Here is a 24,647-nt window from a genome sequence, read left to right as displayed (position 1 = left end):
TCAGGATCAGAAGTCGTCCAGCATCAGATCGTCGTTGTCATCACTGGCAAAGGGATCCCGAGTCACCTTGCCATCGTTGATCAAAAATTCCCTGCGCTGCATGAATGCGTTACGGACGAAAATATAGGCGTCGCCAGAAATGAAGCCTTCAGCCGGTATTAAGTCTGCCCGTTTATCTACAATCTGAAGCCCCCGACCATAGTAGTTCTCTGGACTATGAACTTCGTCCCACAATGACGGGAATACAAAACCATCTAGACCCAACCCGCCAAGATGCCGTGGGCTAGAGGGCCCAAGAAACGGAAGCATCAGGTAAGGTCCGGAGCCAGCACCCCAATACCCCAATGTTTGCCCGAAATCTTCCGGCCTTTCAGGCAAATCAAATGCGGTAGCAACATCAATCAAGCCGCCAAGACCAAACACCGTGTTATAGGTGAACCGACCGGCGGCAACAATCGCCGACTCGCCCTTCAGCTGCAGAATGCTGTTGGTGAAGTTTCGAATTTCCGTAAGATTGTTGAAAAAGTTGGTAATGGCTCGGTCGGCGAAATCTGGCATGAACGTACGATAGGTTTTGGCAACAGGCTTCAACGCCCAGCGATCCACCGTGTCGTTGAAGGTGTATACCTTACGGTTCCAGTTTTCATAAGGATCTTGGAGGTTTACCGGCGGTGCATCCTCCGGAATAGCCTCCTGTACATTTTGAGCCATGGCCGAACCTGTTGACAAAACCAGCGTCAACGCAGCCACGGACAGCATGGCAGACAACCAGCCCCGGGGTGAAAATTTTGTCATGCTCAACTCTTGGGTTATTGATGTTCGCGCCAAGGCGGCCTTTTAGCGCCGCCCCAGAGCTATCAGCGACGGCGTACTACAACACTGCCAATGGAATAACCGGCACCGAATGAGCAAATAACACCCGTATCGCCAGTTTTCAGATCATCTTTATGTTTATGGAACGCAATAATGGAACCTGCGGAACTGGTATTGGCGTACTCATCAAGAATCACAGGAGCTTCATCTTCGGTCGCGTCCCGGCCTAGCACCCTTCGGGCAATCAGCTGGTTCATATTCAGGTTAGCCTGATGCAACCACATCCTGCGCAAATCGTCCGGCGCCAATGAAAGACTCTTGAGATGATTCTGGATAGTTTCCGCAACCAGCGGTGAAACTTCCTTAAAGACTTTACGACCCTGCTGAATAAACAGTTTATCCGGATTGCCAACACCAGATTCGTCGCCCCGGTTCAGGAAACCGAAATTGTTCCGAATGTTGTTGGAAAAGGTAGTTTTCAAAAGGGTGCCGAGAATCTCAAACCCCTGCCCTGGTTCAGTGTCTTCCTCACGCTCCACCAGAATTGCGGTGCAGGCGTCGCCAAAAATAAAGTGGCTGTCGCGATCGCGGAAGTTTAGGTGGCCCGAACAGATTTCTGGGCTAACGACCAATACGGCGCGGGCAGAGCCGTTCTCAACGGAGTTAACCGCCGCTTGCAAGCCAAAGGTGGCAGAGCTGCACGCCACGTTCATGTCGTAAGCGAAGCCATCAATGCCCAGGGCCGACTGAACTTCAATCGAAACAGCTGGATAAGCACGCTGCATGTTTGAGCAAGCTACAATCACCGCATCCACATCACTGGCTTTTTTACCGGCCTGCTCCAGCGCTTCATTACACGCCACAACGGCCATATCACATTGAACGGAAGGCTCATCGTTTCCGCGCTCAGGGATGTATGGGGCCATGCGCTTCGGATCGACAATGCCCGACTTATCGATTACATGCCGGCGCTTGATACCTGAGGCTTTCTCTATAAACGCTGAAGAGGACGGCTGCAGCGCGTCCGTTTCGCCACGCTCAATTGCGTCTGCATGTTCCGTGTTGTACATATCAACAAACTGGTTAAAAGCTTCGACCAGTTCATCGTTCTCAATGGTTGCCGGCGGTGTGTACAGGCCGGTTCCGCTAATGACGGCTTTAATCACGCTAACCCCACGTCATGAATAAGGAAACAGAAAGACAGGAATATCATTCTTTCAGAAATACTAACACAGTCCGGGAGTTTTGCCCGCCCCGCAGAAGCCCCTACCAAAGGCGCTATACCCATCAAACCCGGGTAAGTTCCCACTGTTTATCTAGGCGTTTCGCAGATACGGTCATGGCTGTACCCAATTGCTGGGCAAAAAATGAGACCCGAAATTCCTCCAGCATCCACCGGTAAAGCACAAGTTCAGGATCGCGAACGCCCTGCTTTTTTTGCTGTTCCCGCTTGCTGGCGTAACGAGCCCAGAGAGGTTCCATGGTGTGCAGAAATTCTCGCTCCCGCCCCATTTCCCTTGGCATTTTTTCCAGCCTCGCTAACGCGCCTTCAAAATAGCGACCAAACTCTGCAAGCCACTGCGACTGGGTTGCCACCAGAAAACCTGGATAAACAAGGTTTTGCATCTGAAACTTCAAGTCCGCCATACTATTCGCCAGAGCAAGATTGATCTTTCCTTTTAGCTTCTTTGCTACTTTTTGATAACCGGTCATGGCTTGGTAAAGGCGCTCATCTGCCTGTTCCAGCGCAGGAATAAAATCCCCACGATGGCGATCAAACAGCGCATCAAACGCTTCTCGGGTATCTGGTATTTGGTCCTGTAAAAAATGCTCCATCGCTGTTGCTAAAAGCAGATCATCCAAAAGAACCTTTGCCTGACCTATGGGCGCAAACATCAGCGCAGAATGCTTGAAACGTGGCAGCTTTCGCTCCAATTCATCCAGGGTGTTACCGAACCGATTCAGAATAAGCCGCGCAATCCCCTTGCGGGTAGTGTCTTCCGCAGTAAGACGATCCAAACAACGAACCTGTTTAACCCGCTTGCCCACAACTTCAAGGGCCGGATAAACCGTGATCTGCATGCCGCCCTTTTCAGTCTGAACCTGCCTGGGCAGGTCTCCGAACTCCCACTCAGCATAGTCTTTTGCAGGCTCCTCACGACGGCTTTCGTTAGTAGCTGAAGCGAGCGCCGCCTCAGCGCGACCTTCAAGTTGATCCTGCAGTTCTCCCGTCTCCCGGCTTTCAGCAATCACCTTGCCGCCATCGCCAAGCACTCTCAGGTTCATTCTCAAATGGCGAGGCAATTCATCTCTGGGCCAAATGTCAGGATCAATACGCACACCGGTCATACGGCGTAACTGCTCCCCTAGCTGCAGGGCAAGCGGCTCGTTTGAGGGCTGCAGGTTGGCAATCGCCGCATCCACAAAGTCTGGCACCGGCACAAAATTGCGTCGCAGCGACTTTGGTAGGCCTTTAACCAACGCCACACACTTTTCCCGAAGCAAGCCAGGCACAAGCCACTCCAGGCGCCGGGAAGGAATTTGCCTGAGGGCCATCAGCGGCACCTGAAGCGTAACGCCGTCGCGCTCGCTGGTCGGCTCAAACTCGTAGCTCAGCGGGTAACGGACGCCTTCCCACTCCAGAAAATCGGGGTATAGGTCTGCGGCTTGGGCATCAACCGGCCTTTGCAGAACATCTTCCTCCGTCAGCTCCAAATTACGTAGTTCTTCAGCTGTTAGGCTCTTCCACCAGCTTTCAAAATGACGACCGCTGACAATCTCGGCAGGCAAACGTTCATTGTAAAAGCCCACCAGCACTTCATCATCTACCAGAAGATCTCGGCGCCGGGTCTTCTTCTCAAGATCCTCAACGCTTGTGAGCATCTCGCGATTGCGACTGATAAACGGCGCTTTTGACCTATAGTCACCTTCCACCAAGGCGTGGCGTATAAACAGATTACGGCATTCCACCGGGTCTATGTTGCTGAACGCTATAGCCCGTTTAGGCACCACATCGAGGCCGTACAGAGTGATTTTCTCATACCCCATCACCTGGGCGCGCTTTTGCTCCCAATGAGGTTCAAAATAATGATGCTTCACCACATGCCCCGCCAAGGGCTCTATCCACTCGGGCTGAATAGCTGCCACCATGCGGGCAAACACCCGACTGGTTTCAACAATTTCTGTGGCAACAATCCACTTTGGCCCAGCTTTCGACACTTTGGAGCCAGGAAAGATCATCACCTTGCGATTGCGAGTGGCCAGATATTCCTTGTTCTCAACCTTGACCGCCACTTGCCCCAACAACCCGGCCAAAATAGCCTTGTGCACGGAATCATAGGTGGCAGGCTCTTTATTGAACGACAGCTTTTGATCACGGCAAATGAGCGTGAGCTGACGGTGAATGTCGCGCCATTCACGCATGCGCATCCAGCTCAGAAAACTCTTCTGGCACACCTTTTTAAGCTGATTCTGGGACAATTCCTGCCGCTGATCTTCGTAGAAGTTCCAGATATTGAGCAGCGTAATAAAGTCTGATTCTTTGTCATTGAACGGCGCATGGGCCTGATCTGCAGCCTGCTGTTTGTTCTGGGGCCGCTCTCTCGGGTCCTGAACACTCAGGCCCGCAATAATCACCAGCGTCTCTGCCAGGCTACTCTGGTCAGCAGCTGTTACCAACATCCGGGCCAGGCGCGGATCCAGAGGCAATTTTGCCATGGTGCGCCCAAGCTTTGTCACCCGGCGCTGGTCATCTACCGCACTCAGTTCTTCCAGCAGTTTGTAGCCGTCGTTAATCAGGCGCTTGTCTGGCGCTTCCAGAAACGGGAAATGTCGAATTTCGCCAAGACCAGAAGTTGCCATCTGTAAGATGACGGAGGCCAGGTTGGTACGCAGTATTTCTGGATCCGTATATTCCGCGCGGTTTAAAAAGTCTGCTTCGTCGTACAATCGAAAACAGATGCCCGGCGCAACCCGCCCGCAACGCCCTGCCCGTTGATTGGCACTGGCTTGGGATACAGGCTCTATGGGTAGGCGCTGTATTTTGGAACGAACACTGTAGCGGCTGATTCGCGCAACACCGGCATCGATCACGTAACGAATACCCGGTACCGTTAGCGAGGTTTCCGCTACGTTGGTAGAAAGCACAATCCTGCGGCCGCTGTGGCTTTGGAATACCCGGTTCTGTTCCTGATTGCTCAGCCGGGAATACAGCGGTAGCACTTCGGTGTGCCGGAGCTCGGCATGTCGGAGTACCTTGCTAAGGTTGCGAATCTCACGCTCTCCCGGCAGGAATATCAGCACATCACCAGGCGGCAGCTTCGCGCTTCGCTCATGTTGCTCAACCTCTTCGATGGCGGCTAAAACGCCATCACTCCAACCTTGATCCCGGTCATCTTCATCGCCAGCAAGAGGACGGTAGCGAAGATCTACCGGAAAGGTACGGCCGCTGACCTCAAGCACTGGTGCTTTGTCGAAAAAATCACTGAACCGATCTACTTCGATGGTGGCAGATGTGATGATGACTTTAAGATCAGGGCGTTTTGGAAGAAGTTGTTTTATATAGCCCAGCAAAAAATCAATATTCAGGCTGCGTTCGTGGGCTTCATCAATAATCAGCGTGTCGTAGCGATCAAGAAAGCGGTCGTGCTGCACTTCAGCTAGCAAGATCCCGTCAGTCATTACTTTGACCCGGGACTGTTCCGAGGTGTTATCGGTAAAGCGCACTTGATAGCCAATCTGCTGCCCCACCTGCTCGCCCAGTTCATCGGCGATGCGGGCAGCCACGCTGCGGGCAGCGATACGTCTTGGCTGGGTGTGACCAATTAGGCCGCGAATACCACGGCCACTGTTCATGCAGATTTTGGGAATTTGGGTGGTTTTACCGGAGCCAGTTTCGCCGGCAACAATGACCACCTGGTGGTTTTCGATCGCTTCGCGGATATCATCCACACGATCAGAAACCGGCAAGCCCGCCGGAAAGCCTGCAGGCTTATGCAGAGCTTGGCGTTGGCGCACCTTTTCCAGACCGCGCTCCAGCCAGTTCGCCATTTTCTCCAGATCTTTCTGGCCAGGCTTTCCCTTGGTTCTTGCCACCAGTTTAACGATGCGGGCAGCTTCCTGCTGGTTGCAGACAGGCAGCTGCTCCATCATCGGTTTTATGGCGGCTTTTACTGAAGACTTATCAGGTTGCAAGGTCACCGTAATTACTTGTTCTCCGGTTCGTCGCGCAACTCACGACGCAGGATTTTACCTACGTTGGTCTTAGGCAGTTCATCGCGGAATTCAAAGTAACGAGGCACTTTGTAGGCGGTCAGGCGCTCACGACAAAACTCTTTGAGTTCATTTTCAGTGACGCCTTCGGCCGTGGCAACAAGATACACTTTTACAGCTTCACCGCTTTTTGCATCCGGAATACCCACTGCCGCGCACTCAACCACTTTCGGATGGCTGGATACTACATCTTCAATCTCGTTGGGGTAAACATTAAACCCAGAAACGATGATCATGTCTTTCTTGCGATCCACAATGCGGATGAACCCATCTTCCTGAATCACGGCTATATCACCTGTTTGGATATAACCGTCTTCAGTGAACGACTTCTGGGTGTCTTCCGGGCGCTGCCAGTAACCGCGCATAACCTGTGGGCCTTTCACACAAAGCTCGCCTGCCTCACCTAGCTGTGTTTCGTTGCCATCGTCATCAATAGTCTTAACCTTGGTAGACGGTACCGGCAAACCAATCGTACCCAACTGAATCACACTGCGAGGGTTAAAAGTGACCACCGGCGAGGTTTCGGTCATACCGTAACCTTCAGAGATTGGGCAGCCTGTTACACGCTCCCACATCTTTGCCGTGTCGCTGGTAAGAGCCATGCCGCCAGACGATGTAAGCTTCAACTGGCTGAAATCGAGTTTCTTGAACTCGTCGTTATTGCACAGTGCAACGAACAAAGTGTTCAAGCCCAGGAACGCGGTGAATTTGTGGTTTTGTAGCTCTTTCACAAAGCCTGGAATGTCCCGCGGGTTCGGGATCAAAACGTTGTGGCCGCCTGCCTCCAGCATAATGCCGCAGTTAAGGGTGAAAGAATAAATGTGATATAGAGGCAGAGGGGCAATCACCACTTCCTGCCCATTTACCACTGTGTCTTCCATCATGGGGCGAACCTGAAGCAGGTTGGCTACCAGGTTACCATGAGTAAGCATGGCACCTTTGGCAACACCGGTTGTGCCACCCGTGTATTGAAGCACAGCTATGTCATCTGGCTTGCATTCAACCGGCGTAAACTTCTCGCGGGCACCGGAGCTGAGCACTGCAGGCAGCTTATGGGCCTGTGGGATGCTGAACGGCGGCACCATCTTCTTAACGTGTTTAACGACGGCATTCATCAACGTGCGCTTGATGGGCGAATGCATATCGGCAATTTCAGTAACGATAACGTGTTCTATGCTGGTATGGGGCAGAACTTTCTCGGCGTTTTCTGCCATATTCGCCAGCACAACCAAGGCCTTGGCGCCGGAATCGTTGAACTGATGTTCCATTTCGCGAGTGGTATACAACGGGTTAGTGTTAACCACAATCAGGCCAGCACGCATGGCGCCAAATACCACAACTGGATACTGATTCAAGTTGGGCATTTGCACGGCAATACGGTCACCGGGCTTAAGATCTGTCTTGTTTTGCAGCCAAGCCGCAAAATTGCGCGTTTGAGTGTCCAGATCACGATAAATGAGAGTTGTACCAACAGCACTGAAGGCGGGGCGGTCTGGATATTTCTTAACCGCCTGTTCAAACACGTCCACCATACTGCTGTACTTGCTCAAATCAACTTCACGGGGAACACTGGCGGGGTATTTGTCTTGATAGAACGTCTCAAAATCCATCACCATCTCCTGTCTGGCGCTTCTCTTTATAATGATTTGCTATTTCGGAGTTGTCCAAAAATCAACTCGACATAGGTATCAGGCTCAAAAAAGTTGGGAGAGAATAGCAGTTTTGTTAACGATGAGGTAGTTTCAGCGCAGAACCACAAACGCCTGCACCCAAACGCCTTACGCATGGAGCACCCAATGAGCGGCACCCTTGATACTCTTGAAAACCTCACCTACGACGAGCTTCACGAGGGCGACACAGCCACGTTTACGCGAACGCTCTCCGAACACGAGCTGGTGCTATTTGCCGCTGTTTCGGGAGACTGCAACCCCGTACATCTGGACCCAGAATTTGCTGCCAGCTCCATGTTTGGGGAGCGCATTGCCCACGGCATGTGGAGTGGCTCATTGATTTCTGCCGCACTGGCTACAGTTATGCCAGGCCCAGGCACCGTATACCTGGATCAGAGCCTTTCGTTCAAGCGCCCAGTAAAACTGAATGACACGTTAACGGTAAACCTTACCGTGTTGCGTAAAGACACGAAAAATCGGGTGGTGATCCGCTGTATCGTAACCAACCAAAACAATCGGAAAGTTGTCACTGGAGAAGCCAAGGTTATCGCCCCCACCGAAAAGGTTTGCCTTCATAAGCCAGCGCTCCCGAAAGTCACCATTGAGGGCCACAATGGATAACCACAGAGGCCAGTTTAGCCCGGAAGAAAATCTATAGGGAACCTTACCTTTCGGGCCTCAACGTTATCGATACCAAAGTTAAAAAGATGAACCCGCATGGCAATTTTCTGCTCCAGTGCGGGGCTCGCCAGCTCAGAACTGATTACCTGGCATGTGGAAACTGAACCGTCTGGCTCTATAACCAACTCCAACAACACCTTACCTGCCAAGGTTGGATCCTTCCTCAACTCTCGTTGATAGAGCGAATAGAGCGCCGTTTTACCGGAATCAAACACTTGCCGAATATTGCTCATTGGGCGCTCCCCCACCGAGGGTTTCTGCGTCGGCGCAGGGGCGGCCACAACGGGCTTTACTTGTTTTGGAGCGTCTATTTGTCTTACCTCGTGTCCGGCAACGTCTACGTCCGCCCGCGTGGTGGTCTGCACATCGTTCACACCACCACTGCCTTGCAAAGTATCACTACCGGGCTGAGTTTGGTCTTGGGCCTTAACACCACTAGCCAAGCTGCCCGCATCACCGGTATTCGCCTGGATAACTGGCGCAGCCTTAGGCGCCGACTGACGCATCGAAGTCAGGCGATCTTTCATAGCTAACAGCCCAGACTGAGAGGCGGTTTCTCGTGCCTGCTCAACGCTCTGGCTCGTCTGTTTTAGCGGCTGCTTCACCGGAACGGGCTTGGGTGCTGGCGTCGCCACCTGCGGGGTAGGTGCCGGTTTAGGTGGTGCAGCGCCCTCAGCGGGTTTGGGTACGGGTTTCTCAATGACTTCAGGTTTCACGATCAACTTTGCAAGTTGCGGCGGCAGGCTTTCAGCCTTTTCTCGCTCAGGTGCTGGAACATCAAGCGCGGGGATCAACAAGGCCAGCGGAATAAAAAGTAAAAGCGCTACACCAGTAATAACTGCCAAGCGCAGGCGCTCGCCCTCTTCCCGACTCCATGACAGCGAAGACCATACAGCTCGGCCCAACGGATTTGCGAAGCTGAATTCCGCATTAGCAGGCATAGCATTCATGCCCGTCATTGCCGCCACTCCCGGTGGCGCTCAAGAACCTGTGGGTCGAGAGCCTGAAGCAGCTCCGGAGCGGAGCTTTCTAACTCTGCCCTTGGCCGGCGCGGCAACGTGGGCGCGCGCCAGGGCAAAATAGTTAGCACACGCGGCTCGTCTTCGCCCACATTGGCAGAGATTCCTTTAATGCTCAGGCGCCCGGTTTGCCCCTTCCGAGCATCATTTCCTCGTACCGAGTCTGCATCGCCTGAAGCAACGCAAACCTTAGGTATGAGCAGCACGAGCAGGCCCCATAGGTATAGCGTCTTCATAATTTAGTCCAGCCTCCTTTCCAGATCCGCAATCCACCCCTTTACCTTTTTATCCTCATCGGCCGATAGGCTTTGGTACCGCTGGTAATGTTTAAGAGCTTTTTTCAAATCAAGTAGGTACAGCTCAGAAATAATCGCAAGGTTGTAATGCAGTTCAGCAACGTTTGGCGAACTCTCAAGGCCGGTTTCTAACAGGATAGCCGCCTCATTGAAGCGATGTTTTTGCTTGAGAAGAAGCGCCAGATTATTATGAGTTACAGCGTCACCCGGGTTTAGCTCCACAGCTAGCTGCCAGGCGTCAATCGCAGATAGAAGATCGCCCTGCTCGTACGCTGCAGCGCCCTCCTGTTCATACACAAGCGCTTGCTGCGGGTTAGGTGCTTTGTGTATCAGGGACGTCTGTTGAGAATCAGGAGATGCGGGTTGCGATGACTCCATCGATTGCCCTGCGCAACCAAATAGTAAAAAAGTTGCGCTTAGCCAACTCCCAAAGAGCCATGGCTTTAGCCCAGGCCAACGAATCCGGTTTTGTCTACACATCATCATGGCCCTCCGTGGTTCCGCTCATCCATTGCAGCGATCGGTCGTAACGGCCGGGATGTAGTTCAGCAAGAACACTCAGGCTTTTTTCTATCCAGCCATTAAAGCCACCAGCGATTATTCGCTGATGGTTTTCCGAATGCAGATCAATTGCCCGCTCTTCGAACGGATACGCCTCTTCTTCAAGCAACATTCGATACTGCATCTGTTCCATCTCGTTCAACCCATCCGGCGCAGCGGATACCATAAGGTCTCTGGCCATAATTCGGTGAAGCTCTGCACGACGGTACAAAGATTCCGGTAATACTGTGTCGCCTCCAAGAGACTCTGCATTGCGGAAATTCGCCTGCGCTTTTTCCATGGCACGTTGTTTTCGATCCAGCGAGGCCTTAAGTGGAATACTCAGCTCAATGCTGGCAAACTCTGCTGCGACCTCAGCACCCATTGCCAGCGCTCCACTAGCCGCCCACTGCAGGGTCTGCTTCGAATGCCAGCGGCTTTCCAGCTCCGCTGCCACCATCTCCGCCTGCCAATGCTCCGACTGGCTGCCAGCTTCTACCAACCGGTGGCGCATGGTCTGGAACTGAACGTGCTCATCTGCTTCCACAGCAACTGGGCCGATCGCAAGATAGTGCTCGTAGATTGCATTACGCTGACCCTCCGCTTTCGCCGCATGGAACAATTCCGCAGCCCGAAGCCTGTAACCCCACACACCACCTTGCACCTCTCCCACCTCATTACTACGATTGTTAGCCATATCCATTAATTCCCGCGCAGCCCGCAATGGCTGGCTCGACTTGGTGTAAGCCAGAACCAGTTTTTCGCTGATTCCCGAGGTAAGTGCGTGTGCTGGATAATCTATTCGAAAGCGGTTTAATTCGTTGATAGCCGGCAGCCATTGTGAAGTCTTAAGCAGGGTGTTCGCTGCATCGAAACGCCCTTTAACAGCGATTTCCGCCCCAGGGAACACGGTCTCAATTCGCTGAAAGTGTGCGACAGCAATCTCCGTTTTACCGGCCTCAGCCGCCGTTTCGCCCTGGCGATAAATAGCTGTGGCCAGCTGCTGGCGCAGCCCTGCCGTTTCCATTTCCGTGATTGATTTTTCGCCCCCCCCGATCGCCAAGGCCAAGGCTTCTCGCCAAGCATTTTCCGCAAGACCGTAGTTTGCTGCGCGTTCCCGTGCCTGGGCTGTTATTACCCACCCGGCGTACCGTGTTTCAGGCCCTGCCTGACCGTGACTGGTGGCTTGCATGGCATGGTGTAAAGCCTGTTCGTTATCCCCGTTTTCCAGCCAGCGAGTGGCCAAATCAGCCAACAACCCAGGCCCTCGAACGTCGGAACCATAACGCCCTATAAACCGATCCGCTTCTGTGGTCAGATCACCAAGACTGGGCTCAAACCCTGTGGAAACCTGGTCGCCGATCACACCTGCCCGCACCAAAACAATGGCGGCCCATCCGGCATCGGCACGCTGTTCGTAGCCAGGTACGCCATAAGCCGCCACGTGAAAATCTCTAAGCGCAGATAGATACTCCCCTGCCTGCAGCCGCGCATCCCCCGCAAGGCGGAAAAGCTCACCTGCGCCGTCACTCCGACCGGCTAACCCCTCGTAGTACCTAGCTGCCGCCTTATAATCAGTGACAATATGGCCTTCGCCAGAGCTACCTTCTGCATAATGATAATCGGCAAGCAAACGACTGAACTTACGCCATTTGTCGCGATAATCAGGCTCAAGTGCGGCATAATCGCTTTGATCGTCAAACAGAGCGATATAATCCGCCATAGCGTCTCTTGCTTGCGCGGGCTTGCCGGCCTGGTTCCAGACATCCACAACCTGGGCCATAAAACCTGCCCGCTGAGGATGCGACGGAAAATACTCCACAAAAGCCTGATTGGTTGCCACACTGGCCTCGGCATCACCTTGCACCGCGTATAAATCGGCCAGCCGATCAAACGCCAAAGGCGTCCAAGAACGTAGCGCATTAGGCTGCAACCAGTTCATCAGAGTTTCCGAGCCCTTCCGGCGGCTGGCCATCAGTGCTAAAACCCGAAGCGTGTCATCAATGCTGTCTACGCTGGATTCAGAAACTTGGTTAAGGCTTTCGGCACTTGGCAGAGATTCATCCAGCACTGCAACAAAACGGTGTCCGGCCCTCTCCCATGCGTGCGATCCCTGCTTGTATAATGCCCACCCAAGCATATACCGGGCCTTATTCTTCAACCCACCTGCATCATCATGCCCATCTACAAGCTTCCGGTATTCTGCCTCGGCCTCAATATAACGGCCGGCGGCGAACGCAGATTCCGCCAACCGAAACCTGGCTTCTGGGGCCAGGGGCGAATTTGGATAAAGACCAACTAACTGCTGCAAACGTTTTACAGAGGCATTGTTCTGGCCTGTCAACGCATGAGCCTTGGCCATTTGATACATGAGTTCGTCCAGGCGCCCGCCAAACGTACCGCGCTCGAGAATAGACTCGTAGCTCTCGATCGCCTGTTGATACACCTTGGTTTCTTCGGCTGGGGTGAACCCTATATCCTCACCAGAACGATCGCGGATGTTTGTTAGGCGGTTCAAAGCATCTACACGCACTGTCGGTTCGTCGGTGGTGCTGAACAACCTTTGGTAGCGCCTCGCAACTTCCGCCGGGGAAATAGCAGGAAGCGGCCGTGTCTCAAATTTCAAAAAGACCGGACGCATATCGGCGATGGTTTCACCATCTTTGCCCAGCTCTACGCGAAACGATTCCTGCCCATACACTAAACTGCAAAACAAACACAGCGGGAATAGAACAATACGCAACCCCCTCATTTTACCTGCTCCCCGGAGTCCAGTTCCTTCAAAGCCAAATACTCATAAAGGTGGGCGATTTGTTGCTCAGTTTTGTCCAGGGCAAACACCATTCTTTTGTCCTGAGCTGAAACAAAATCCAATGCCAGGCGATCAAGTAAAATTTCTGCCTGAGCACGGAGCGCCGAAACGGATTCAAGATGAACGATTGATTGCTTGCGTAGTTTTCGGGCTTCCTTGAGCAGTGCTTTAAGATTGGTTGAGCGGTAAGCAGAGTTGTCGCTAAGTTTATGGAGTTGCTGTTCGGAATCGGAAAGTGTTGTTTTAATTATTCTGAGCTGAAGGCGCTGATCTGGAGTTAACCCTCCTTCACCCCCTCGCTGCTGCAGAGCACTCAGGTGTGCTTTGAGCCTCGCGTTGCTGTCTTGCAACGCTTCTTCTATAGAGGCTTGGCCTGGGAAGTTTGGCGATTCAAGCTGGCCTGCGATTGCGGTACTAAAAACATCAAGATCTTGAGCGTTACGCTCAAGGCTTGCCTCCATTTCTGCCAAGCCCACAACCCGATTCACGGCTTCCTGCGCAGCGCGCGGTTCCAAAAAGCTAAGCAGATAGGCCATGCGTGGTTGGGTAAGCGTGCGGCTGTCTGCGAGAAACCAATCCACCTTTGCGCCACGTGCATCCACAACAAGCGCTTTATACGCCCCCCGCTCCTCAATCTGGCCAGCCAGTTTGCGCAACGTAACCCGTTCGCTTTCATAGGCCGCATTCGCGGCAAGGTAAGCTTCGCCAGCCTGTCCCAGGTAACCAGAAAGATCGTACCCGCGCCCCATGCCTATCCAGGCATCTGCAACACCTGGGTATGCTAAAGAGTACTTTTTCGCCCGGTGCCAACTCTGCATCGCTGCCCGGTGATTGCCCTGTTCCGACAGTGCCAGACCGTGAAAATAAAGGGCCTGAGGAGTTATATGGCTATTCAGTGGTATTTTTTCAAAGAAGCCTATGGCCTTCTCATACTCCGAGCTTTTGTAGGCAAGGTACCCCGCACGCAGAAGAATCCGGCTGCGTAATGCTGTTTTGCGCTGGGCATCGGAATCCTTATCTGCCATCGCCAGCGCCACGCGGAGAGCGACCAATGCCCGTGAAGCATTCAGATCGTTGCGGGCATAGTCACCAGAAAGATTAAGATAGCCAACTGCAGACCAGTACCCTTCGTCCATACCCGCTAATATCTTGCCCGCTTGTTCAGCAGACCCACTAAGGCGGGCGAGCTCAGCTTGTTCATATAGAAGCTGCTGGCGGGGCATTGGCGAAAGCTGCTCGGCATAAGCCGGTGCTACCACGCAACCACACATGCTCACCAAGACAATGCGGATCACGGCATAGCGCAACATGGATAGCTTCATGACTGGCTACTTCCGCTCAACAAACGAAACACGGGGTTCGTAATCAGGCGCTTTGGCTTCAAGAGCCAGCTCTAAACGAAGTACGCCGGGGCGCTTTTGAAAATCATGAATAGACTCCCTACGCACAAACCGATCGTTAGCCGCACGGGCCGTAATCACTGCTTTCAGTTGGTGTGAGCCGTTGGCCAAATTGCCCGTAAAGAGTTGCTGTATGCCGCCTTGCTGCAACGACTCACTTTCCCGAGCGGTGTACAGGTGCGAAACCACAGGCTGGCCATTAACAAACAGTTCCACTGTATCCAGATCGAGACCACTCCGGCTAGTGAGTGTCAGAAAAACGGCCAAGCGTGTATCAACTGGGTGAAGTACTTTTTGTTCAAGCTGAAAGATTTCGGCTGAATGGGCGGAGACCTCAGCTTTTAGACTGCTGATGTCCTCATCCAATGAGGATGCGATAACTGGGCCGCAACCCAAGGTTATCAACACCACTGCCCCAATAAGACCGATACCCAATCCTTTGGGCTGTTTGTCCCGGCACCTTTTTGTTTTATGTAGGCCGAACATAAGCCTCCTGCTCCTGCCGTCGCTGAACGTTCTGTCGCTGGCACCACCCTCTCTTAAGCTGATGGGCTTTGTAACAATCCGGTAGAAAGAGTAACACTTGGTAACAGCGAAGAACGGTATCCAGATCACCAATTCGAAAACCCGAGATAAGGACTTATTGAACAAACGCAGGCGTGAAAAAATGTCGATTTATTTGACAGACAGGGAATTTCTGGAGGGTAGAAAAAGACTGAAGCTTATTTGAAGGACCCATTACTCATTTGTATTTTAGCGTATTTTTATTCCTGGCCTTGTATTTGCTGTTGAAGCAAGCGCAGGGGTGCGTAAAACACACCCCCGCTTGATATGCCGAGCTTTGCCGATGTCTCAACCGCATCGGCTTTTTTATTTACTCAAGTACTTCATGGCCGATTCCAGGCCTTCCACCGTGAGCGGGTACATGTGGTTGTTCACCAACTGCTTGGTCATGCCCAGCGAGCCACCGGTTCCCCAGTAATTTTCCGGTAGCGGGTTGATCCAGACCACCTTGCGGAAATGCTCATTAATTCGCTGAAACCAGGTCGCACCCGCTTCTTCGTTCCAGTGTTCGATGGAACCACCCGGGTGAGATACCTCATAGGGTGCCATAGTGGCATCGCCCACAAAGATCACTTTGTAGTCTGGTGGATACTTGTGAAGGATATCCCAAGTACTGGTGGTCTCATTCATGCGCCGGATGTTTTTCGTCCACACACTTTCATACACAAAGTTATGAAAGTAAAAGTACTCCATGTGCTTAAACTCCAGGCGTGCGGCTGAAAACAGCTCTTCACACACCCGCACATGGGGGTCCATGGAGCCACCCACATCGAAAAAGATCAGCACTTTAGCCGCGTTGTGCCGCTCGGGCACCATTTTCAAATCCAGATAGCCCGCGTTACGGGCTGTGGAGCGTATGGTGTCGTCCAAGTCGAGTTTGTCTGCAGCACCTTGGCGAGCGAATTTTCGCAATCGCCGAAGAGCTACCTTGATATTGCGTATACCCAGAGTAACGCTGTCATCCAGATCTTGGAACTCGCGCTTTTCCCAAACTTTGATGGCACGCCCGTGGCGCCCCTTCTTCTGGCCAATACGGAAGCCTTCCGGGTTATAGCCATCGGCGCCAAAGGGCGACGTACCACCGGTGCCAATCCACTTGTTGCCGCCAGCGTGGCGTTCCTTCTGCTCTTCCATGCGCTTCTTGAAGGTTTCAATCAACTCTTCCAAACCGCCAAGAGAATCAATCTTGGCCTTCTCTTCGTCACTCAGGTTTTTCTCAAACTCGGCCCTAAGCCACTCATCTGGAATCAAGGCTTCCAGCAAATCATCCAAGTGTTCAATGCCATCAAAATAAACTTTGAACGCCCGATCGAACTTGTCAAAGTGGCGCTCATCTTTTACCAGGCATAACCGCGCCAGATAATAGAATTCCTCCATATCCGCAAAGGCAAGCTGCTGTTGCAGCGCTTCCAGCAGATCGAGGAATTCGCGCAGGCTGGCAGGCACCTTGGCCCGCCGCACTTCGAGAAAAAAATCAATCAACATAAAACTACACTCTTGCCGAAATTCAGCCGCGACGGCGGGCCATAAACGCCAGCTTCTGCAACAGGTGTACGTCCTGCTCGTTTTTTACCAAAGCGCCGTACAAAGGCGGCAAAGCGGAACTGGCGTCCTTTTCCTGCAGCATCTTCGCGGAGAGTTCATCTGCCATAAGCAGCTTCAACCAATCGATTAGCTCGGAGGTAGAAGGCTTTTTCTTCAGACCCGGAACCTTCCGCACATCGAAGAACACCTCAAGTGCATCCTTCACCACCTTTTGCTGAATACCCGGGAAGTGAACATCCACGATGTTCTGCATGGTGTCGCGATCCGGGAAGTTTATGTAATGGAAGAAGCAGCGACGCAAGAAGGCGTCTGGCAGTTCTTTTTCGTTGTTACTGGTGATAACCACGATGGGCCGTTTGGCGGCTTTTACGAACTGCTGGGTTTCGTATACGTAAAATTCCATGCGATCCAGCTCGAGCAGCAGATCGTTGGGGAACTCGATGTCGGCTTTGTCGATTTCATCAATCAACAGCACTACCTGCTCATCGGCTTCAAACGCTTCCCAGAGTTTGCCCTTCACAATGTAGTTGCTGATGTCGTTAACCTTCTCATCACCTAACTGAGAATCCCGCAAACGGGAAACTGCATCATACTCATACAGGCCCTGTTGAGCCTTGGTGGTCGATTTAATGTGCCAGGGAATTAACCGCATACCCAGGGAGCTTGCCATCTCTTCTGCCAGCAAGGTTTTGCCGGTGCCGGGCTCGCCTTTGATCAGCAGTGGGCGTTGCAGCGCAATGGCCGCGTTTACGGCCATTTGCAGGTCATCGGTGGCTACATAATTATCGGTACCGGTAAACTTCATGTGCATAATTCCTATTGGTTACTTTTTCTGTTCATCGTCCGATTTGGTGCCTTGTTCAGGCTCCTCGGGCGAATCGTAATCGGGTAAATCGTCAAATTCAGACAAGTCGAAATCGTCTAAACCGAACGCCTCTTCCTCATCGTCTTCGGCCTGCTCTACCACAACGTTAGCGATGGGTATTTCTTCTTCCTCTGGCTCCGGCATGACCACTGGGGCCTGTGCTTCAGCATCTGCCATTTCCTGTTGCAGATCATCCAGGCCGTCGATTTCGTTATCTGGCCCATCGGCTGCGGCCTGAGCGTTACGGCGTTTGCGTACCAGCAAAATAATGATCAGTGCGAGAATGAACAGTCCGCCTACTGCGGTCCCAATCACCCAGAGCGGTATTGGCCGTGCTGAGGCGCTTTCTGATTCTTTTTCGGCCGAAGGCTTTGTGTTAGCGCTGAGCTCTTCGCTAGCTAAAGGCTCTTTGCTAGTTGTGGGCGCTTCCTCCGCGAGTTCACCCTCGGTTAGCTCAGCGGGCAAAGGCCCGCTTTCCACCACCGGCGCAGGCTCGGGGTCCGAAGACTGAGATGAAGCCGGAACCTGCTCGGCCAAGCTGATATCAATAGGTGCGCCAAGGCTTGATTCACTCATACCTACGGGCACGATGAACTCGGTTGTTGCGCTAAATTTGCGTGCAAACGTTTTGCCATCCGCAACAATATCAATCCGGTATAGGCCTTCATCGGGGAGCTTGCTGATAGTGTCTGTGTATTCTCCATCTTCGGGTGGCTGATCGCCTGATAACGTCTTGTTGCCGCTGCGGCCGTCTTCAGACGTTAGGTTAAGTTGCACGCTTATCACATCGAGAAATTCTGGATTGGTCACTTTTTCTGATTTCTCAAAAAACGCTACGCGCACGTCAACCGGCGATTCGGTGGTAAACGTCGCAGGCAGAGGGCTTACCACCATCCTCAAATCACTGACGACCGTCACGCGGCTGCCCTCACCCAGCTGGCCCTTTATGCGCCACTCACCTGCTTGCGGTTCAGTAATGGTCACCAGATCGTAGGCCGCTTCGCTAGCCCAGCGAACATTGTCTGCCAGCGCAGATTGAAGAAGAGTTTCACCATCAGGGCGGATCAATTCCAGGCTAGCCGGCTCGAACGCTTCGCCGCCTTCCTCTTGGCCGCGGAAGACTAATGCCGTGAATTCCTTTACCCCACCATCAACGGTAAACGCATTGCCTTCGATCGGAATTTGCTCTTGGGGCGCTGCATTATTCAGGGAATCCAGAAAAGCCAGATTGAGGGCTTCCGCCGTGTTGGCCATGCGGTAGCTACCCTGTGACTTCTCGGCCAGGGTCGTCAGAAAACCGGCATCTGCCAAATCTGAAAGCGCCACTGGGTGGAACCTAGCACCTCTGGCAACTAAATCGTCCAGGATTTCACCTAGGATTCGTTTTTCTTCAGCCTGGTTTACATCCGCACTGTCTGAAATATCCACATTGCCGTCTGTCAGCAAAATAAAGTGGGTGTTTTCTAGCGAGCCGCCGGTCACATAATCGTCACTGGCGACCTCAATGGCTTTACCAAGGTTGGTGCGCAACGCTACAGAGTTAATTTTTTGGGAGCGCTCAATCGCCGTATCACGCCAGGATTGGGTCACTTCACCGTGGGGCACAAGCATGTTCACATACTGACCGAACGCCCACACGCCGGCAGTGCTGCCCTCTGGTAGTACCCGGGCCAGCAACCGCACTGCAGGCTGCCGCAAATCGTTCGGGTCGGTTTGCTTCATGGAACCAGAAATATCCACGATTATCCGGACATCCGCACGCTCTGGCAGTGTCAGCTTGGTGGATTCTTTAGCCCACAATGTTCCAGGCAGCAATAAAGCAGTGAACAAAACCAGTGTGAGGAATTTCGGCATTGTTGCTCTCAAAAAATGTGTGGGCATCTCAGCGTTTGGTTAACCGGTAGCGCACCATATCCAGAATCCAAACAAACAGCATGACAAGACCCCCAATGCCCAGATTGAGCCATGCCCGGCCTGCGTCGTCCGCATCACCCAGAATGGACTCGTAACCTCCGAAAAGCCACGCTGGAATCCACCAACCCGCCAGCTCGGGGGATTCTACTGGCGTAAGTAGAAAAGCCACTAACATCACAAGCAGCAGAGTGCGCAAGCCGTATAGCGGTATAAAACGGAACAGCGTCTTCATCATGAAAAAAAACACGACGAAAGCGATAACGTAGGCAACCCAGAAGATGCCGTATGCAGTTTGTGCGTCAGTATCGATCATTACAAAATCCAGTGAATGATATGTTCTTCCCAGTCTTCTTCTGCCACCCGATCCTCGTGGATCACCTTATGGCGTATAGAAACACCAGCCTCGTGCACCGAATCTGGGCTCCCGCTGCGTAGCGGATGCCAGTCGGCAAGCGGCCTACCCTCGGCCAGAGTGCGGTAGGCACAGGTGTGGGGCAGCCAATGGTAATCGTTCACCGTACCCGGTGTCAGCACAGTGCAGCCGGGTACTTTTTGCAGGCGGTCTGGATAAACCGTGCACTGGCAGGTGTCGTCATTCATATAACGGCACACCAGATCGGTGTGGTACACCTCGCCGGTGTCTTCATCTTCAAGCTTGTTCAGGCAACATTTACCGCACCCATCGCACAGGGATTCCCATTCCTGCTGGGTCATCTCGCTCAAGCGCTTGCGCTGCCAGAACGGGATTTGGGCAATCATGAATCTCTTAACCCCGGCTTTGTTCGGAAATCAATCACGTAGGCATCTTGCTCCTGCGGCATTTGCAAAAAGAAGTCTTTATCCGCAATAGCTTTCAATACCTGCTCGCCAGTTGTTCTGGACAATTTTCGATCTGGGGTCATCACCAAATCCATTGAGTGAATGGGGTTACCAAAAATCGCGTTAAGGCTTTCAGGTAACTCATCCCACTTTTGTCCGCGACGCACGAAAATATAGGTATCACTTTTTTTGCTGCTTCGAAAAACAGACACGAACTCGCGATCTTTCATGATGTCAGATAACCCTCAATATCGTTCATTACCGGCTCTAGTATCTTGGCGCGCCAGCCATGAAAAAATGGGCTCTCAGCCAAGGTTTTATCCTGCATCACCTTTTCAAGCCGCTTCCTTGGCGCAACCAATTCAACGGGTATATCAGCAGCTTCTGAGGCTTTCTTGAAAAATCTCTTTAACTCCTTAAAACCCGCTTGTTGATCTCGTGTCAAGGGTGGCGCAATGGGCTTAAGCTCCGAGCAGTCGGCAGTGCATCCAGCTTCAACTAGCTCAAGCAGCGCCTGGCTATACCGGCGAACCGCACCCGCCGGAACACCTTGAATGTTTGAAAGTTCGTTTACAGACTTGGGTAGCTGATCGGCAATAGCAATAAGCAACGGATCCGCCAGCACCCGGCCGCGAGGTCGGTCGCGTTCTTTGCTTTCCAACTCCCGCCAGGCAACTAGCTTCTTAAGTACCAGTTGTTGCTGTGCGGTTAAAGCCCAGCCGCCACGCAGGCGAAGATAATGAGCGTCTGGGTCGTCCTGCCCAGCAAGCTCGTCTGCAAACCGGGTAGATTCTTCCACCAGCGCAGCTTCAAGCCCCCGCTCCCGAAGATGGGTAGACACCCACTGGTGCATGGGCGCAAGAAAACGTATGTCGTCAATCGCATACCTCTGCTGCGCTTCGCTCAAGGGGCGGGAAATCCAATCGGAACGGGTAACGGATTTATCCAGCGCCTCGCCAAAGAGGGTTTCAACAAACCGTGCGTAGCCCAGAGAAAAGCCGGCACCCGCCATGGCGGCACCAATCTGTAAATCAACAACGCCTTTTGGCCGTATGTCGAGCCAATCCCGAAATAGCTCAAGATCTTCACTCATCGCATACAGCAGCTTGATAACAGCAGGATCTGCGATCACCTCACGGAAGCGAGTCGATTGTTCCGCCACTTCCGGGTCTACCAGGCAAAAACGATCACCAAGTCCAAGCTGAACCAGCCCGGGAATGGGATAGAAGGTGTTTACCCGCTCAAATTCAGTATCCAAAACCAGAGGCAACCCCGGAGCGCTGTCTAACCAGGTGTCTAGCTCGCTTGGTGTTGAAATCCAATGAATGGTTTCTGGGGCGGGTGGAACATCAATAGCGGATAGAGGAAGTGTCATAGAAAAAGCCAGTTAAAAGCGCCATAAAGACGCTGATGCGGAATCAGTCCAGCAGAGGTTTTCTGCCGCGAAACGCATGGGTGAGCGTAAAACCGTCGACGTAACCAAGCTCACCACCTACAGGTATACCGTGGGCAAGGCGAGTGATAAGGATATCTAAACCGTCGAGCCGATCAGAAATATAGTGGGCGGTCGCTTCACCTTCCACCGTCGGATTGGTCGCCAAAATAAGCTCGGAGACACCATCTGCACGCACCCGGCGTAGTAGCCGTTCGATGCCGATTTCCTCGGGGCCTACTCCGTCAATGGGAGACAAATGCCCCATCAGCACAAAATAACTGCCCTTGTAGTCCCCAGCTTGTTCAATTGCCAACAGATCTGATGGGCTTTCCACCACGCAGAGTGTGCCGATACTTCGGGCCGGGTTTTCACAAATCCCACACACTTCGGTATCTGAAAAATTCTGGCAACTTTCACAGCGGCGAACACCGTCCATAGCATTACTTAACGCATCAGAAAGCCGGATTCCGCCCGAGCGAGCGCGTTCAAGCAAGTGAAAAGCCATACGCTGGGCCGTTTTCTGACCAACGCCCGGTAAACACCGGAGAGATTCGACAAGTTCATCAACCAGCGGGCTGAACGCCATGAAACATCCTTAAACTGCTATTCAGAAAAAAGCCTTAAAACGGCATCTTGAAGCCGGGGGGCAACCCCATACCAGACATCATGCCGGACATTTTATCCTTCTGGTTCGCTTCCACACGACGCACTGCATCGTTGATGGCTGCCGCCAGCAGGTCTTCAAGGATGTCTTTTTCTTCGGTCATCAAAGAAGGATCGATGTCTACTTTGCGCACATCGTGGCGACCGTTCATGGTGATCTTCACTAAGCCCGCGCCAGACTCACCGGTAATTTCGGCTTTTGCAGCCTCCTCTTGGGCTTTCTGCATATCTTCTTGCATCTTCTGGGCCTTTTTCATCATGTCGCCCATATTATTCATCATATATTATCTCCTGCTTATCTCTGTTGGCCTGTCTTTTATTGGTCTAATGCTGTCTTCGACCACCCTGGCCTCAAACCGTTCAACAATGGACCTAACCAACGGGTCATTGCGGATAGATTCTTCTGCCGCGCGCTGGCGTGCTTTGCGCTGGCGCTCCTCGTAGGCCGCCGGAGTATGTGACCCCGCGTCGCCCTGCTCTATCTTTAACTGAATGGCGTCGCCGAAGTGATTTCTCAAGGCAGCCAGAATTTTTTCTTCATGCCGAGCGTTCAGCAACCGAGCGTGACCTTCATCTATTAAAAGCGTGATGGTCTCGCCGGCTTGGGCCATGGTGCTGTGACTGGCAAGGTTGCCGGGCATACCTACAATGCCCAAGCTACGGAAATCACGCTCCCACACAAACTCCCCTTCTGGAAGAGGATCAAAGGCCGGCTCAATGGAGACTTCTGTCGGTTGCTCGACCGGATCGGCCGGCAGCGGCTCCGGGATCTCATCAACAGCAGGCGCGCTCGCCGGCAACGGCTCGGATTCGAGATCTGCATCTGCAGGCGCCGCATGTACCAGTTCTGGCTCTGGTGCTTGCTCTTGCGCCGGTTCGAATTCAGGCTCCGGATCCCAAGGTGGCGTTAGCTGCGGCTCCGCAGCAGGTTCTGGCTCGCCAGCTGTGGCAACAGGTGGTGCAATCACCGGTGAGGGTGTTGGTGCAGGCTCGGGCTCGTCCCGGGATTCTCCATCAGGCACAGATCCGGCATTACTTGCCGCAGGCGGCGCCCGCCGATCAGAGCCAGGACGAAACGCCAGCATACGGAGCAGCGTCATCTCGAAGCCCATGCGGGCATCAGGAGTTATCGCCAAGTCTTTCCGGCCCACAAGTGCCGCCTGGTAAAACAATTGGGCGTCTTCAGCACTTAACTTCCGTGCCAAAGACTGCACTTGAGCGGCATCGCCAAGCGCGTTGTCGGCACTGCCAGGAACCACCTGTTCCATGGTCACCCGATGGAACAAAGACAAAAGATCCGCAAGTATCACGCTGTAATCCGGTGCAAAATCCGAAATACGGCTAATCTCCGCCAGCAAACCCGGGCCATCACGGTCTACCAGCGAGTTTACAATCCGCTCAATATCCTGCTGATCAATCGTGCCCAACATGCTGCTGACATCACTGGCAGCTAGCTTCTGATTACCAAAGGCAATGGCCTGGTCGGTAAGGCTCAGCGCATCACGCATACTGCCGTCGGCAGCGCGGGCCAACAACCAGAGCGCAGGCTCTTCAAAAGGAATCTGCTCAGCAGTGAGTACGTTTGTTAGGTGCCCGGCAATATGCTCCGGCGTCATACGCTTGAGGTTGAATTGCAGGCAGCGGGACAGAACCGTTACGGGCAGCTTCTGGGGATCAGTAGTGGCCAGCAGGAACTTTACATGCTCCGGCGGCTCTTCCAGGGTTTTGAGAAACGCGTTAAACGACTGGTTGGTGAGCATGTGCACCTCGTCAATGAGGTACACCTTGTAGCGGCCTCGGCTGGGCGCGTACTGAACGTTGTCTGTGAGCTCCCGCATGTCATCCACGCCGGTGCGGGATGCGGCATCAATCTCGATCAGATCAACAAACCGGCCCTCCTGAATCTCCCGGCAACTGGAACAGGTGCCGCAGGGTCGCGGAGTAATGCCGGTTTCACAGTTAAGACAGCGCGCCAACAAACGCCCGATGGTGGTTTTACCCACGCCCCGGGTTCCGGTAAACAGATAGGCATGATGCAGGCGCTGGTTTTCCAGCGCGTGAATTAACGCCTGAAGAACGTGTTCCTGGCCCACCATGTCTTCAAAGGTGCGGGGGCGCCATTTACGGGCAAGTACCTGGTAGCTCATGATCCGCCAACTGCTGAGAAAAACGCCTGCAACCATAGCATGGACGCGGGTTTATAAGAAGATATAAGAAGCAGAGATCAGAGCTTAGAAAATTCTAGAAGGGGATAAAAAGAAAATCTGGGGGTGGCCCCACCAGCGACACTCCGGCACACAATTCCACCGCTGCGGCTGCTCCCTTCCGGGCCTGACCGGG

General features: G+C 53.0%; 21 protein-coding genes and 1 other RNA gene. 1 reads left to right on the top strand and 21 read right to left on the bottom strand.

Annotation, left to right across the window (positions count from 1 at the left end; translation table 11 throughout):
- Positions 1–6 precede the first annotated feature (6 nt).
- From ACTH3S_RS09705 to ACTH3S_RS09690, 4 genes are all read right to left on the bottom strand, one after another.
- Complete coding sequence (locus ACTH3S_RS09705) at positions 7–795, bottom strand: MlaA family lipoprotein (protein ID WP_441808807.1); 789 nt, start codon at positions 793–795, stop codon at positions 7–9.
- 62 nt (positions 796–857) lie between these two features.
- Entirely contained in the window at positions 858–1,979 is a 1,122-nt protein-coding gene (locus tag ACTH3S_RS09700; protein ID WP_441808806.1) for a beta-ketoacyl-ACP synthase III, read from the bottom strand.
- A 121-nt stretch (positions 1,980–2,100) separates the two neighbouring features.
- Complete coding sequence (hrpA, locus tag ACTH3S_RS09695) at positions 2,101–5,964, bottom strand: ATP-dependent RNA helicase HrpA (RefSeq protein ID WP_441808813.1); 3,864 nt, start codon at positions 5,962–5,964, stop codon at positions 2,101–2,103.
- Positions 5,965–6,017: 53 nt separating this feature from the next.
- Positions 6,018–7,694, bottom strand: coding sequence for an AMP-binding protein (locus tag ACTH3S_RS09690; protein ID WP_441808805.1), 1,677 nt, complete (start codon positions 7,692–7,694; stop codon positions 6,018–6,020).
- A 186-nt stretch (positions 7,695–7,880) separates the two neighbouring features.
- On the opposite strand from ACTH3S_RS09690, the gene ACTH3S_RS09685 reads away from it, so the two are divergent.
- Positions 7,881–8,375, top strand: a complete 495-nt coding sequence (locus tag ACTH3S_RS09685) for a MaoC/PaaZ C-terminal domain-containing protein (RefSeq protein ID WP_441808804.1) — start codon at positions 7,881–7,883, stop codon at positions 8,373–8,375.
- Positions 8,376–8,389: 14 nt separating this feature from the next.
- Here the strand turns inward: ACTH3S_RS09685 and ACTH3S_RS09680 are convergent, their stop codons facing one another.
- From ACTH3S_RS09680 to ffs, 17 genes are all read right to left on the bottom strand, one after another.
- The gene (locus ACTH3S_RS09680) at positions 8,390–9,394 is read right to left on the bottom strand and encodes an AgmX/PglI C-terminal domain-containing protein (RefSeq protein ID WP_441808803.1); all 1,005 of its coding nucleotides are present in this window, start codon (positions 9,392–9,394) and stop codon (positions 8,390–8,392) included.
- Positions 9,391–9,690, bottom strand: a complete 300-nt coding sequence (locus tag ACTH3S_RS09675; RefSeq protein WP_441808802.1) for a hypothetical protein — start codon at positions 9,688–9,690, stop codon at positions 9,391–9,393. The genes ACTH3S_RS09680 and ACTH3S_RS09675 overlap by 4 nt, the downstream gene beginning before the upstream one ends.
- 3 nt (positions 9,691–9,693) lie before the next feature.
- Entirely contained in the window at positions 9,694–10,128 is a 435-nt protein-coding gene (locus ACTH3S_RS09670; RefSeq protein ID WP_441808801.1) for a hypothetical protein, read from the bottom strand.
- Positions 10,129–10,222: 94 nt separating this feature from the next.
- Positions 10,223–13,042 carry a tetratricopeptide repeat protein gene (locus tag ACTH3S_RS09665; RefSeq protein ID WP_441808800.1) on the bottom strand — a complete coding sequence of 940 codons (2,820 nt, stop codon included), beginning with the start codon at positions 13,040–13,042 and terminating at the stop codon, positions 10,223–10,225.
- Positions 13,039–14,424 (bottom strand): hypothetical protein, encoded by a 1,386-nt coding sequence (locus tag ACTH3S_RS09660; RefSeq protein WP_441808799.1) that lies wholly within the window; start codon positions 14,422–14,424, stop codon positions 13,039–13,041. Before ACTH3S_RS09660 ends, ACTH3S_RS09665 begins: the two co-directional genes overlap by 4 nt.
- A 6-nt stretch (positions 14,425–14,430) precedes the next feature.
- Positions 14,431–14,988, bottom strand: coding sequence for an AraC family transcriptional regulator (locus ACTH3S_RS09655; protein ID WP_441808798.1), 558 nt, complete (start codon positions 14,986–14,988; stop codon positions 14,431–14,433).
- Positions 14,989–15,372: 384 nt separating this feature from the next.
- Positions 15,373–16,551 carry a vWA domain-containing protein gene (locus ACTH3S_RS09650; protein WP_441808797.1) on the bottom strand — a complete coding sequence of 393 codons (1,179 nt, stop codon included), beginning with the start codon at positions 16,549–16,551 and terminating at the stop codon, positions 15,373–15,375.
- 22 nt (positions 16,552–16,573) lie between these two features.
- Entirely contained in the window at positions 16,574–17,416 is an 843-nt protein-coding gene (locus ACTH3S_RS09645) for an AAA family ATPase (protein ID WP_441808796.1), read from the bottom strand.
- Positions 17,417–17,434: 18 nt separating this feature from the next.
- Positions 17,435–19,330 carry a vWA domain-containing protein gene (locus ACTH3S_RS09640; protein ID WP_441808795.1) on the bottom strand — a complete coding sequence of 632 codons (1,896 nt, stop codon included), beginning with the start codon at positions 19,328–19,330 and terminating at the stop codon, positions 17,435–17,437.
- Positions 19,331–19,358: 28 nt separating this feature from the next.
- Positions 19,359–19,703, bottom strand: coding sequence for a hypothetical protein (locus ACTH3S_RS09635; protein WP_441808794.1), 345 nt, complete (start codon positions 19,701–19,703; stop codon positions 19,359–19,361).
- A complete protein-coding gene (locus tag ACTH3S_RS09630; protein ID WP_441808793.1) occupies positions 19,703–20,149 on the bottom strand; it encodes a YcgN family cysteine cluster protein in 447 nt (148 codons plus the stop codon). Before ACTH3S_RS09630 ends, ACTH3S_RS09635 begins: the two co-directional genes overlap by 1 nt.
- Entirely contained in the window at positions 20,146–20,439 is a 294-nt protein-coding gene (locus ACTH3S_RS09625) for a YcgL domain-containing protein (RefSeq protein ID WP_441808792.1), read from the bottom strand. The genes ACTH3S_RS09630 and ACTH3S_RS09625 overlap by 4 nt, the downstream gene beginning before the upstream one ends.
- A complete protein-coding gene (locus ACTH3S_RS09620; protein WP_441808791.1) occupies positions 20,436–21,584 on the bottom strand; it encodes a ribonuclease D in 1,149 nt (382 codons plus the stop codon). The genes ACTH3S_RS09625 and ACTH3S_RS09620 overlap by 4 nt, the downstream gene beginning before the upstream one ends.
- A gap of 43 nt (positions 21,585–21,627) precedes the next feature.
- On the bottom strand, positions 21,628–22,230 hold the full coding sequence (gene recR, locus ACTH3S_RS09615; protein WP_441808790.1) for a recombination mediator RecR: 603 nt from the start codon (positions 22,228–22,230) through the stop codon (positions 21,628–21,630).
- 34 nt (positions 22,231–22,264) lie between these two features.
- The gene (locus ACTH3S_RS09610; protein WP_441808789.1) at positions 22,265–22,588 is read right to left on the bottom strand and encodes a YbaB/EbfC family nucleoid-associated protein; all 324 of its coding nucleotides are present in this window, start codon (positions 22,586–22,588) and stop codon (positions 22,265–22,267) included.
- Positions 22,589–22,591: 3 nt separating this feature from the next.
- Positions 22,592–24,454 (bottom strand): DNA polymerase III subunit gamma/tau, encoded by a 1,863-nt coding sequence (gene dnaX / locus ACTH3S_RS09605; RefSeq protein WP_441808788.1) that lies wholly within the window; start codon positions 24,452–24,454, stop codon positions 22,592–22,594.
- 127 nt (positions 24,455–24,581) lie between these two features.
- An RNA gene (ffs, locus tag ACTH3S_RS09600) (signal recognition particle sRNA small type) lies at positions 24,582–24,647 on the bottom strand; the annotation flags it as partial.

The organism is Marinobacter sp., assembly GCF_052094685.1.
Lineage (GTDB): Bacteria > Pseudomonadota > Gammaproteobacteria > Pseudomonadales > Oleiphilaceae > Marinobacter.
The sequence above is the reverse complement of the archived record's forward strand: the minus strand, read 5'-3'. Positions and strand labels throughout refer to the sequence as shown.